Consider the following 11,318-nt stretch of genomic DNA (forward strand, 5'->3'; position numbering starts at 1 on the left):
GCTTCTTTCCCTCCCTCCCTCTCTTTTTCGCCCCCCCCCTCCCCCCCCCCCCCCCCCCCCCCCCCCCTCCGCCCCCCCCCCCCCCCCCCCCCCCACGGAGGGTCTCACGCGACGGCGACATCGCCCCAGGGATTTCGCGGCCCCGGCGGGTCCCGGTCAGCCCGCGAGCGTGCCGAAGAAGGCGCGCACGTCGGCGACGAAGGCCTCGGGCTGCTCCAGCGCGAGGAAGTTGCCGCCCCGCTCCAACTCGGTCCAGTGGGTGATGTTGTGGTCCCGCTCGGCGAAGCGGCGGATGGCGACGTCGGTGTGGAGGGCGACGGCGACACCCGTCGGGACGGTGCCGCGCGCCTTCGGCGCCCACGCGCCGGCATCGTGGCCCGCCTCGTAGTAGAGGTTCGCCGAGGAGCCGGCCGTGCCGCTGAACCAGTAGACGCTGATGTTCGTCAGCAGGCGGTCGCGCCCCACGGCGTCCTCGGGGAGATCGGTGGCCGGGTCCGTCCACTCCTTGAACTTCTCCGCGATCCAGGCGAGTTGACCCACGGGGGAGTCGTGCAGGCCGTAGGCGAGGGTCTGCGGGCGGGTGGACTGGATGGCGTTGAAGCCCATCTTGTCCTGCTGGAAGTCCTCCAGCCGGGCGAGGCGTTCCCGCTCGGACCCGGTGAGCCCCTCGAATTCGGCGGGGTCCCCGGAGGGGAAGGTGACCAGGCCGTTGACGTGGATGCCGACGATCCGATCGGGCGCCCGGCGGCCCATCTCGGCGGCGGTCCAGGCACCACCACCGGTCCCCTGGACGCCGTACGAGCCGTAGCCGAGCCGGTCCATCAGCTCGACGAACGCGCCCGCGATGCGCCCGGTGTTCCATCCGGCCTCGCCGAGCGGACCGGAGAAACCGGTGCCGGGCGTCGAGGTCACGACCACATGGAAGTCCTCCGACAACGGTCGGATCACCTCGACGAACTGCACGAAGGAGCAGGGCCAGTCGTGCAGCAGGAGCAACGGGACGGCCGCCGGGTTCTGCGAGCGGACGTGCAGGAAGTGCACGTTCTGGCCGTCGATCTCGGTGGTGAACTGGGGGAACCCGTTCAGCTCCGCCTCCGCCGCGCGCCAGTCGAAGCCGTCGGCCCAGTAGGCGGCCAGGCCCTTGAGGTAGTCCGTGGGCACCCCCCGGCTCCAGCCGGTGCCGGGGATCTCGCTGCCCCAGCGGGTACGGGCCAGTCGATCGCGCAGGTCGTCGAGCTCGTCCTGCGCGATGTCGATGCGGTAGGGGCGGATCCGGGCGTCGGTGCTGCTGGTGGTCTCCATGAATCCCACAGTATTCTCGATATAGGCACGTTCCGTTCCTAATGACACCACAGGCTGGGCACCATGTTCGATACCTCCGCACGCTTGTTGCGCCTGCTCGCCCTGCTCCAGACCCCGCGCGCCTGGCCGGGATCCGAACTGGCCGAGCGCCTGGGGGTCAGCGGCCGCACCGTCCGCAACGACATCGACCGGCTGCGCGAGCTCGGCTATCCGGTGGACGCCACACGCGGCTCCGCCGGTGGCTACCGGCTCGGCGCCGGGGCCGCGGTGCCCCCGCTGCTCCTCGACGACGAGGAGGCCGTGGCGGTGACGATCGCCCTGCGCACCGCCGCGCAGGGCGCCGTCCCCGGCACCGAGGAGAACGCGCTGCGGGCGCTGGTCAAGCTGGAACAGGTGCTGCCCTCGCGGCTGCGCCGGCGGGTGCGCGCCCTCCAGGCCTACACCGTGGCCGTGCCCGCCGACCGTCCGGCGCCGGAGGTCTCCGCGGAGGTGCTGACCACCCTGGTGTCCGCCTGCCGCGACCGGGAACGACTGCGCTTCGACTACGCGGACCACGCCGGCTCCGCCACCCGCCGCACGGTGGAGCCGTACCGGGCGGTGAACTGGGGACGGCGCTGGTACCTGGTGGCGTGGGACGTCGAGCGCGCGGACTGGCGCACGTTCCGGATCGACCGGATCAGGCCCCGCACCCCGACCGGACCGCGCTTCGCCCCGCGCGAGCTCCCCGGCGGCGACGTCGTCTCGTACGTCTCCCGCCGCGTGTCGAGCGCGGCCTGGCGCCACCACGCGCGCGTCACCGTCCACGCGCCGGCGACGGCGGTGATCGAGCGGATCAACCCCGCGGTCGGCACCGTCGAGGCCGTCGACGCCGACAGCTGCGTCCTGACCACCGGCGCCGACACGCTCCAGGGCCTCGCCGTCCACCTGGGCATGCTCGGCTTCGACTTCGACGTCACCGAGCCGGCCGAGCTGGTCACCCAACTACGTCACCTGGCGACCCGCTACGCCCGCTCCACCCCGCCGCCCGACTGAGCCGACCCCGCACCCGCCGATGACGGGGACCGGTCCCTGACCGACCGGGCGGGGACCGGACATCCGTCCCTTGTCATGTCCGGCCGGCCGCCGATCTACGATGGAGGGTGTGACGGACCCCTGCTGACGTCCTACGACGCCGCCGCGCCCGTCCCCACCGATGGATCCGCAGATCGCTTCACCTCATTCCCGGAGAGCTCGTGACCGACAGCAAGAACATCAACAACCCCGTGGGCCAGGGCGGCGGCCACCGCAAGAAGCTGTCCCGCGCCGAACGGCAGAACAACGGCCCGCACCGCAACCTCGACCGGAAGGGCGCCGCCGACCAGAAGGCGGAGCTGGTGCGCAAGATGCGCGAGAAGGCACGCGCCGCCGAGGCCGCCGAAGACGCCGCGCAGGCGAGCGACGACACCGCCCAGAGCTGACGCCCCGCCGCCGCGAGGCCGCGACCGCGCGGCCGGGGCCCGCCCCGCGGCAGGAGCGGGCCTCGCCGGTTCGAGCGGCTCCGCGCGCTCGGCCGCTCCGGTCCCCGCCGTCAGGCGGGGTGGTGGTCGGCGACGGCGCCGATCTCCATGTCGTGTTCCAGCAGGGCCTTCATGGCGCACAGAGCGGTGGTGAACCCGCCGACGGTGTTGTTCAGCCACTCCACGAGCTCCGCGCCCCGGCCGTGGAAGCCGGTCTCGCGCACCTCGACGAAGGTGGCCTCCGGTAGCCCCGGGCGCGGGGTGAAGGTCACCTCGACACGGGTCGGCTGCGCGTAGTTGCCCCACTCGAACCGGATCAGCCGGTCCTCCTCCACCGCGGTGACCCGGGCACGGACGCTGGCCCCGTAGGTCTCCCACTCCCACAGCAGCTCGGCGCCGGGGACCATCGGCCCGCTGCTCCCGCTGTACCAGAACCGGGTGGTCACGTCGGGGTCGACGAAGGCGCGGAACGCGGTGGCGGCCGGCCTCCGGACGATCATGCAGGCGTACGCCACGGCTTCTTCTTCGGCACTCACGCACACGATGATGCCCCAGCGGCCGCTCCACGGGCGCGACGGCACGGCCGACGCGAGCACGGCCGAGCACGGACCTCGCGGCCCCTGGTACGTGGGCGGCGGCCGAGCAGGATAGTTTGCTCGGATGAGTCTCCTTGATGATGTGGCCGAGCGCGACGGCTGGCGGTGCTGGGTGTGCGACGAACCGGTCGACCCCGACGAGTCCGTGAACGACCCGCGAGGCCCCAGTGTCGACAGCCGGACCACCGACCGGAAGGCCAAGGTCGCCGAGCGGCTCGCGCACCGCGGGTGCAACACCCGCAAGGGCGCGGTCAAGGTGGTCATCGCCTGGCCGGAGCACCTGTACGTGGTCGAACCCGCGCCGCTGATCACCGTGGCCGACCGGCTGGAGCGCAAGGGCGGCCGCGAGATGGTGGGCCGTTGCCCGACGAAGAAGGACGCCCAAGAGGCGGCGGACTGGCTGGTGGACCGGTTCTCCCGGCTGGTACCGGGGCTGCCGGTGACCGCCGCCGTCGAGCCGGGCGGCGGTCAGTTCCTCGTCGTCCTGGCCGCGGGCCGCCGCTGACCGGCGATCACCCGCGCCCACGCGCCCGCGCCGATGCGGTGCTCACCCCGGCCGGTCGCCCGGCGGGCGAAGGCACCGCCGGGGCGCGGTTCCACCGCATCCGGGACCACGGCAGCGCCAGCTGGCCCTGATCGGACACCTCGCGCGGGGCGTAGTGCGCCATCGGCGCGACCTCGCGGTGCCGGGCGTAGACGGTGTCGACGTAGCGGTGTCCGGTGTCGGCGGCGATGAAGAGGACCGTCCGCTCGGGGGAGCGCTCGCGTTCGTGGCGGGCGGCGAGGTAGCCCGCGCCGGTCGACAGACCGGCGAAGACGGCGTGCCGCCGCAGCAGGTCGACGCTGCCGGCCAGCGCGGCGTCGAAGGCGACCCAGTGCAGGACGTCGTACAGCTCGTGGGAGACGTTCCCGAAGGGGATGGAGCTGCCGATCCCGGCGATGATGATCTCCGGGTCGCTGACGTGTTCGGCGCCGAAGGTGACGCTGCCGTACGGCTGGACACCGACGAGTTCCACATCGGCCTCCCCGTTCGCCCCTCCCCGCGCGGGGCTGTCGACGGCCCCGCGCAGGTATCGGGCGAGGGCTCCCGTGGAGGCGCCCGAGCCGACCCCGCCGACGAGGGTGAGCCCGTCCGCGCCGGTCGCCTCCCGGATCCGGTCGGCGACCGCCCGGTAGCCGAGGTAGTGGATGTCGTCGTGGTACTGCCGCATCCAGTGGTACTCGGGGTGTTCGGCGAGGATCTCGTGGATCCGCTCGACGCGCCGCTTCTGGTCGAGTTTGAGGTCGTCGCACGGTTCCATCTGCGTGAGCGTCGCCCCGAGTACGGCGAGCTGGGTGCGCAGCGTGTGGTCCACCGTGGTCGAGCCGACGATGTGGCAGCGCATGCCGTGCCGGTGACACGCCAGGGCGAGGGCGTAGGCGTAGATGCCGCTGGAGCTGTCCAGCAGGGTGTCCCCGCGGCGCACGACCCCGGTGTCGAGCAGGTGCCCCACCGCGGCGAGGGCGGAGACCACCTTCATCGTCTCAAAGCGCAGGCAGACGAGCCGGTCGTCGAGGCGTACCAGGTCCGGCCTGCCGATCGACTCCGCGATGTGCTGGTCCATTGAGGATCTCCTTGGTGGTGGTGCAGGTCGTGAAGGTACGAGTGGCGGGAATCGCATGGGCGTCCAGGGCGCGCAGACAGGTGCGCACGCGGTGGCGCAGGCCGGGCGCGGCCGGGTCGAAGAGCACACCCGCCACCGCCCCGCTGTGCGCGATCTGGACGCCCGCCGCCCCCACCCGCCGGGCGATGCCGCACAGCGCGTCGAACTCGGGGTGGCCGAGGACCCGCTGGCCGCGCCGCGCACTGGCGGTGGCGACCCGGCCGAGCAGCCGCACGTCACCGGTGGCCACCGCCCGGCGCAGCAGCCCGCGCAAGCGCTCCCCGGCCCGCACGTCCTCGACGCCGGGCTCGGGCACCGGCAGGGCCAGGGTGTCCACGGGCGCGCCCCCGCCCAGCGCGCAGCCCACGACGACCAGCGGCGGCAGCCGCGGGCCGAGGACCTCCAGGACCCTGCCCTCCCGCTGGGCGAAGAGCACCGGGCGGCCGTCCAACATCAGCGGATCGCAGGCCAGTTCCGCGCGCACGGCCAGCCGGGCGACCGTGTCGGGGGACAGCCGCAGCCCGTACGCGTCCGCGACCGCGCGTACGGCGGCGATCACATCGCTGGTCGAGCTGCCCATGCCGAGTCCCACCGGCACGTCACCGGCGAGCCGCAACTCCCCGCCGCAGGGCGGCTGGCCGGATCGCCGCGCGCATTCCGCCACCGCGAGGCCCGCGGCCCCCGCGGCCTTCGTACGGTCGGCCGGTACGACGCTCAGCGCCCCGGGCTCGGTGCCGGGACGGCGGACGAACGTGGCGTGGCTGCCGGGGCCGGCCATGGGGAGGGTGACCAGGCCGGCGCACGGGTGTCCCGAGCCGTCGAGGAAGACGCCCTGGAGGATCTCGCCGTGGTGGCAGGGGGCGTACCCGGCGCCGGCGGGGAGGTCGCCGGCACCGGGCGCCACCTGGCGCGGGGCGCGGATCATGCGCGGCCCCCCGTCCGGTAGCGGTACAGGACGCTCTCGTCGGCGCTGAACTGGGAGAAGGGGAACGGTTCCGCCGACAGGGCGGTCACGCCCGAGCCGAGGAAGGCGCGGGCCACGGCGCTCCCGGTCTGCGCGTAGACGATCAGCGGGATGCCGCGGGACCGGCAGCGGTCCAGGACGGTGTCGAAGGAGCCGTTGCTCAGGGTCATCCCGGTGGCGACCACGGCCTCGGCTTTCTCCAGCACCTCGTGCATGTCGGTGGTGACGGGATCGCCCCACTGGGTGGCCTTGAGGTTGAAGTCGCAGGGCAGCGGTTCGCCACCGCACCCGCGGATCGCCGCGACGAGGGGGTTGACGACGCCGATGAGGCCGACCTTGGCGCCCTCCTCGATGTCCAGGAGGCCGGCGATGGCCGCGTCACGGGCCTTCGCGCGGACCTCCGGGGTACCGGCGGGCAGGGTCACGGCCTCGGCGTCGCCCGCCCCGGCGGCGACGCGGTGCGGGCGGGCCTCGGAGAGGTAGGCGTCGAGGGCCGCGATCCGCAGCGGGCGCGGGGCCTCGCGCAGCAGCACGTCGAGCGGGGCGCCGGAGGAGTCGCGGCAGATCGACGGGGCGATCTCGCCGGCCTCGAAGGCGCAGCCGCCGAACGAGCCGCCGAGGCGGACCAGGACGTACTGGTTGAGGTAGGTGGTGTCGCCGCCGGCCAGGCGGGTGCCGTGGTGCGCCCAGAACACGCTGGTCGCGACGAGCCGGTGGGGGAGCGGGCCGTGCTCGCCGGCGAGGACGGCCTCGATGAGGGCGTCGACGGTAAGGGGATTCACGAGCTGCACGGGGTTCATGGGGTTCACGGGGGTCATGGGGTTCACGGGGTTCCTTTCACGGGGGTGGGTCGGGGTGCGGCGGTCGGTGCTCCGAGCGGGCCCCGGCAGGTGACCGCGGGGTTGCCCAGGGCATCGGTGGAGAGTTCCGCGTCCACCTCGAAGACCTCGGCGAGCCGATCGGAGGTCAGGACGGCGGCGGGCGTGCCGGCGGCGATCAGGCGACCGTGGTGCAGGAGCAGCAGCCGGTCGCAGTACCGGGCGGCGAGCGACAGGTCGTGCAGCGCGACCAGGACCGTCTGCTCGGTGCCGGTCAACAACTCCATCAGTTCCAGCTGGTGTTTGACGTCGAGGTGGTTGGTGGGCTCGTCGAGCAGCAGCCCGTACGGCTGTTGGGCCAGCGCGCGGGCGATGTGGGCACGCTGGCGCTCACCGCCCGACAGCGCCTTCCAGGGTCGGTCGGCCAGCGCGGTGAGTCCGACGCGGTCCAGGGCGGCGGCGACCACCGTGCGGTCGACGGCGTCGGGTCCGCGCCAGCGGTCCCGGTACGGGATCCGCCCGAGGCCCACGACATCGGCGACCAGCAGGTCGCTGTCCGCGCCCGAGCCCTGTTCGACGAAGGCGACCTGGCGGGCGATCCGCCGGGCGCTCCAGTGGCGTACGGACTCGCCGTCGTAGCGGACCGTGCCCGCGTCGGGGGGCCGCAGCCCGGCCAGGCAGCGCAGCAGCGAGGACTTGCCCGAGCCGTTCGGGCCGAGCAGTCCGACCGTCTCGCCGGGTGCGATGTCCGCGCTGACGTCGCGCACGACCGGCCTGCCCGACACCGACCAACTCAGCCCTTCGGCGGTGATCCTCACAGCTCACCCCTCCTGCGCAGGACGAGCAGGAAGAGCGGTACGCCCAGCAGGGCGGTGATCACGCCCACGGGAACCTCGCGGGGCGCGAAGGCGATCCGTGCCAGGGTGTCCGTCCACACCAGGAACACCGCGCCCGCGAACGCCGCGTACGGCAGCAGCACGCGGTGCAGCGGTCCGACGAGGAACCGCACCCCGTGGGGGACGATCAGCCCGACGAATCCGATGGCGCCGACGGTGGCCACCGCCACGGCGGTCAGCACGGCCGTGACCACGAGCAGCAGCATCCGGGTACCGCGTACGCCGATCCCGAGGGAGGCGGCGGTGTCGGTGCCGAAGGCGAGCCCGTCGAGGGAGTGGGAGCAGAGCCAGGCCGCCGCCAGCCCCAGCGGGGTGACGATCGCGCAGACCACGACCGCGTTCCAGCGGGCCGGCGCCATCGAGCCCAGCAGCCAATGGGTGACCGCCCGCGTGGTGTCCGCGTCCGCCGAAGCCATCAGGACGAGCGACGTGGTCGCCGTGAAGAGCTGGCCGACGACGACACCGGTGAGGACGATGCGGACGGAGTCCAGTCCGGTGCGCCTCAGCAACAGCAGGAGCAGCCCGAAGGAGAGCAGCGCGCCGGCGAGGGCGCCGCCGGTGACCCCGACGGCGTTGGCGCCGATCCCGAGGACCACCACGGTGACGGCCCCCGCCGAGGCCCCCGACGAGACGCCGAGCAGGTAGGGGTCGGCGAGCGCGTTGCGGGTGACCGCCTGGAGCACCGCGCCGCACACGGCGAGCGAGGCGCCGACGAGGGCCGCCATCAGTACGCGCGGTAGCCGAAGGTCCCAGACGAGGGAGTCCAGCAGCGGGGGCAACGGCCGCACGTCCAGGCCGAGACGGGCGCCGAGAACGCGGGCGAGGTCGGTCCAGCCCACCTCGGCGGTGCCGATGCGCACGGACGCGGTCACCGAGGCCGCGAGGGCGACCGCGGCGAGGAGGAAGAGCGCCGCACGGGCCGCCGCGGACCGGCCCGGAGACGAGAGGTCCCGCATCCCCGGCCGGGCGACGGGGTCAGCGGACATAGCCGAGGCCCTTCATGCCGTCGGCCAACAGCCCCAGGGCGTGGACCGAGCGCACCGAGGGGTCCAGCTCGATGCCCGGCACCTCGAGCACCTTGTCGTCACGGACCGCGGCCAGCTTGGAGATCACCGGGTGCTGGGTCATCGCGGCGCGCTTCTCCTTGGCGCTGTCGCCGGGCCGGCCGCGCTCGGACAGGTCGCCGATCACGATGAAGTCGGGATCGCGCTTGGCCACTTCCTCCCAGGAGACCTCGGGCCAGTCCTGGTCGACGTCGTCGAAGGCGTTCTGCGCTCCAACGATCCGGCTCATCTCGCTGGGCAGGCCGGTCCCGCCCGCCACGTACGGCATGCCGTTGAAGACGGAGTAGAGGTAGACCACGGTGGGCCGGCCGGGCCGGCCCGCTCCCCGGGCGGCCTTGGAGGCGTTCTGTCCGGCCCTGGCGACGGCGGCGCGTTGGTCGGCGGTGAGCTTGCCGGCCCGCTCCTCGACGCCGAAGACCTTGCCGAGGTTCTCGTAGTCGGAGAAGAGGAGCTCGAAGGGGGTGGTGCCGGCCGGGCTCTGCTGCGGGCAGTCCACGGCGCTGACGAAGGTCGGGACCTTGAGGTCGCCCAGTTCCTCGCGGGTGCCCGCCCGGTCCTTGGTGAAGAGGTCCGCGGAGCCGGCGACGACGAAGTCGGGTGTGGCGGCGCGCAGTTGCTCACCGGTGGCGATCTTGGGCGCGATGACCGGGATCTTGGCGTACGCGGCCTCGTACTGGCCGGGGATCTTCGTCTTGAGGTTGGCGGTTCCCGCCGTCCGGTCCTGGAGTCCGAGTTCGAGCAGGGTCTCGGTCGAGGTCTGGTCCAGGGCGACGGTCCGCTTCGGGGGCGCGGTGAGGGACACCTGGCGGCCGCAACTGGTGACGGAGGCCGTCTTGGTGGAGGCGCGGGCGGCGGGCCCGTCGTCCGCCGTGGAGCCGTCGCCGGCTGCCGTGGAGCAGCCTGCGGTGGCGAGGGCGAGGGTCAGGGCGATGCCGAGGCGGGCGGGGTGGCGCATGGGTTCTCCGGTTCGGGGGCGAGGGCGTGGGTGTTGTCGTGCACAGGGCAGAAGCCCGGCGTGTGAAGGGTACTGTAATGGTATTCATTTTCATTAACGAATCCGGGTGCGGTTCGCCGAGCCGCCACCCCCGCCCCAAGGAGCAACCACACCGTGGCGACCACACCCGCGTCCATCGCGGCCAAAACCCCTACCCCACACCCCCGTTCGGTGCTGCGCGACCCCGCGTTCCTGCGCCTGTGGGCGGGCACCACCGCCTCGGGACTCGCGACCTGGGCCCTGCCCTTCGTCCTCGGGCTCGCCGTACTGCACCGCGGCCTCGGCGCCGCCGGTCTCGGCCTCGTCCTCGCCGCCCGCACCGCCGGCTTCCTGGCCGCCGTCGCCGTCGGCGGCGTACTGGCCGACCGGCACTCCCGCCGCGCGGTCGTCCTCTGGTCGGGCCTCGCGGCAGCGGTCGCCGCACCCCTGCTCGCCGCCGGACTCGGCCGTTCCCTCGTGCTGATGACCGCCGCTGCCGCCCTCGCGGGCGCCGGACAGGGCGCCTGCCGACCGGCGTTCCAGGCGCTCACCGCCGAGACCGTGGAACCCGAGCGCCGGCAACAGGCCAACGCCGCCCTGACCATGGCTGTGCGCGGATGCACGCTCGCCGGGCCCGCGCTGACCGCGCTCCTCGCCGCCGTCCTCGACATCAGGACGCTGCTGCTCGGCATCGGCCTGCTCTGGCTGGTCGCCGCGTTCGTCCCCGGCAAGGGAGCCGCCGGTCCGGCGGACCCGCACGTCGAGCCGGAGCCGCGCGCCGGCCTGCGCGCCGAGTTCCTCGAGGGGATACGTGAAGCGCGCCGCCACCCCTGGTTCCTGGCCGGACTCGGCGCCCTGACCGCGGTGATAGCGCTGGGATACTCCGTCACCAGCGTGGCGCTGCCGCTGATCAGCCGGGATCGCTACGACACCCAGTGGGTGCTGGCCGGCGCCGTGACCGCCTACACCGTGGGCGCGCTCGGCGGGGCCCTGGTCACCGCCCGGTGGCGGCCGCGCTCGCAGGGGTGGGCCGCCTTCGCGGGCCTGGCCGCCTACGGCGTCGCGCCGCTGAGTTTGATGCTGCCCGTGCACCCGGCCGTGGTCGTGGGCGCGTACGCGGTCGCGGGGATCGGCATCGAGCTGTTCAACGTGCCCTGGTTCACGGCCACGCAGCGCGAGGTCGCTCCGGACAAGCTGGCCCGCGTCTCCTCGCTGGACTTCCTCGTCTCCTACGGTCTGGCACCGGTCGGGCTGGCCCTGATCGCACCGGCCATCGCCGCCTTCGGCGTCACCCCGGTGCTCGCCGTGTGCGCGGGCGCCTGCTTCCTCGTACCGGCCGCCGCGGCGTTCGTACCCGGGGCCCGCCACTTCGCGCGGACGGCTCTGGTGTCGCGCGACTGACCCGCACCGTGCCTGGCGGAACAACGCCCGGGGAGAGCGCGGGTCCCGGGGGGGGGGGGGGGGGGGGGGGGGGGGCTTTCTTGGGGGGGGGGGGGGGGGGGGGGGGTGCGCCCCCCCCCCCCCCCCAACACCCCACACCACCCCACCCTCAACCAGCACCAAAAC

General features: G+C 73.7%; 12 protein-coding genes. 4 read left to right on the forward strand and 8 right to left on the reverse strand.

Features of this window, described 5'->3' with window-relative positions; all coding sequences use genetic code 11:
• Positions 1 to 156 precede the first annotated feature (156 nt).
• Positions 157 to 1,302 carry an epoxide hydrolase family protein gene (locus tag ACZ4UB_RS08325; RefSeq protein WP_468069083.1) on the reverse strand — a complete coding sequence of 382 codons (1,146 nt, stop codon included), beginning with the start codon at positions 1,300 to 1,302 and terminating at the stop codon, positions 157 to 159.
• Positions 1,303 to 1,365: 63 nt separating this feature from the next.
• Between ACZ4UB_RS08325 and ACZ4UB_RS08330 the strand changes: the two genes are divergently transcribed.
• A complete protein-coding gene (locus ACZ4UB_RS08330; protein ID WP_468069084.1) occupies positions 1,366 to 2,334 on the forward strand; it encodes a helix-turn-helix transcriptional regulator in 969 nt (322 codons plus the stop codon).
• A 200-nt stretch (positions 2,335 to 2,534) separates the two neighbouring features.
• Positions 2,535 to 2,759 (forward strand): DUF6243 family protein, encoded by a 225-nt coding sequence (locus ACZ4UB_RS08335; protein ID WP_468069086.1) that lies wholly within the window; start codon positions 2,535 to 2,537, stop codon positions 2,757 to 2,759.
• Positions 2,760 to 2,869: 110 nt separating this feature from the next.
• Here ACZ4UB_RS08335 and ACZ4UB_RS08340 read toward each other — a convergent pair whose 3' ends face one another.
• Positions 2,870 to 3,334: an SRPBCC domain-containing protein gene (locus tag ACZ4UB_RS08340; RefSeq protein ID WP_468069087.1), complete on the reverse strand. Its 465-nt coding sequence runs from the start codon at positions 3,332 to 3,334 to the stop codon at positions 2,870 to 2,872.
• A gap of 124 nt (positions 3,335 to 3,458) precedes the next feature.
• On the opposite strand from ACZ4UB_RS08340, the gene ACZ4UB_RS08345 reads away from it, so the two are divergent.
• Positions 3,459 to 3,899 (forward strand): hypothetical protein, encoded by a 441-nt coding sequence (locus ACZ4UB_RS08345; RefSeq protein ID WP_468069088.1) that lies wholly within the window; start codon positions 3,459 to 3,461, stop codon positions 3,897 to 3,899.
• Between the two features lie 7 nt (positions 3,900 to 3,906).
• On the opposite strand, the gene ACZ4UB_RS08350 is transcribed toward ACZ4UB_RS08345, so the two are convergent.
• Genes ACZ4UB_RS08350 through ACZ4UB_RS08375 form a run of 6 tightly spaced genes read right to left on the reverse strand, consistent with a single transcriptional unit; the run spans position 3,907 to position 9,734 of the window.
• Entirely contained in the window at positions 3,907 to 4,998 is a 1,092-nt protein-coding gene (locus ACZ4UB_RS08350) for a pyridoxal-phosphate dependent enzyme (protein WP_468069090.1), read from the reverse strand.
• The gene (locus ACZ4UB_RS08355) at positions 4,919 to 5,962 is read right to left on the reverse strand and encodes a GHMP family kinase ATP-binding protein (RefSeq protein WP_468069091.1); all 1,044 of its coding nucleotides are present in this window, start codon (positions 5,960 to 5,962) and stop codon (positions 4,919 to 4,921) included. Before ACZ4UB_RS08355 ends, ACZ4UB_RS08350 begins: the two co-directional genes overlap by 80 nt.
• A complete protein-coding gene (locus ACZ4UB_RS08360; protein WP_468069249.1) occupies positions 5,959 to 6,819 on the reverse strand; it encodes a Rossmann-like domain-containing protein in 861 nt (286 codons plus the stop codon). The genes ACZ4UB_RS08355 and ACZ4UB_RS08360 overlap by 4 nt, the downstream gene beginning before the upstream one ends.
• A 5-nt stretch (positions 6,820 to 6,824) precedes the next feature.
• Positions 6,825 to 7,637: an ABC transporter ATP-binding protein gene (locus ACZ4UB_RS08365; protein WP_468069092.1), complete on the reverse strand. Its 813-nt coding sequence runs from the start codon at positions 7,635 to 7,637 to the stop codon at positions 6,825 to 6,827.
• Complete coding sequence (locus ACZ4UB_RS08370) at positions 7,634 to 8,701, reverse strand: FecCD family ABC transporter permease (RefSeq protein WP_468069093.1); 1,068 nt, start codon at positions 8,699 to 8,701, stop codon at positions 7,634 to 7,636. The genes ACZ4UB_RS08365 and ACZ4UB_RS08370 overlap by 4 nt, the downstream gene beginning before the upstream one ends.
• Entirely contained in the window at positions 8,691 to 9,734 is a 1,044-nt protein-coding gene (locus ACZ4UB_RS08375) for an ABC transporter substrate-binding protein (protein WP_468069095.1), read from the reverse strand. Before ACZ4UB_RS08375 ends, ACZ4UB_RS08370 begins: the two co-directional genes overlap by 11 nt.
• A 153-nt stretch (positions 9,735 to 9,887) precedes the next feature.
• On the opposite strand from ACZ4UB_RS08375, the gene ACZ4UB_RS08380 reads away from it, so the two are divergent.
• Positions 9,888 to 11,153: an MFS transporter gene (locus tag ACZ4UB_RS08380; RefSeq protein ID WP_468069096.1), complete on the forward strand. Its 1,266-nt coding sequence runs from the start codon at positions 9,888 to 9,890 to the stop codon at positions 11,151 to 11,153.
• Positions 11,154 to 11,318 lie beyond the last annotated feature (165 nt).

It is taken from the genome of Streptomyces sp. NPDC028419, assembly GCF_055565515.1.

Coding starts and splice junctions, on each gene's coding strand:
- ACZ4UB_RS08325 (WP_468069083.1), bottom strand. CDS start 1,302: ATGGAGACCACCAGCAGCACCGACGCCCGGATCCGCCCCTACCGCATC.
- ACZ4UB_RS08330 (WP_468069084.1), top strand. CDS start 1,366: ATGTTCGATACCTCCGCACGCTTGTTGCGCCTGCTCGCCCTGCTCCAG.
- ACZ4UB_RS08345 (WP_468069088.1), top strand. CDS start 3,459: ATGAGTCTCCTTGATGATGTGGCCGAGCGCGACGGCTGGCGGTGCTGG.
- ACZ4UB_RS08350 (WP_468069090.1), bottom strand. CDS start 4,998: ATGGACCAGCACATCGCGGAGTCGATCGGCAGGCCGGACCTGGTACGC.
- ACZ4UB_RS08355 (WP_468069091.1), bottom strand. CDS start 5,962: ATGATCCGCGCCCCGCGCCAGGTGGCGCCCGGTGCCGGCGACCTCCCC.
- ACZ4UB_RS08360 (WP_468069249.1), bottom strand. CDS start 6,819: ATGACCCCCGTGAACCCCATGAACCCCGTGCAGCTCGTGAATCCCCTT.
- ACZ4UB_RS08370 (WP_468069093.1), bottom strand. CDS start 8,701: ATGTCCGCTGACCCCGTCGCCCGGCCGGGGATGCGGGACCTCTCGTCT.
- ACZ4UB_RS08375 (WP_468069095.1), bottom strand. CDS start 9,734: ATGCGCCACCCCGCCCGCCTCGGCATCGCCCTGACCCTCGCCCTCGCC.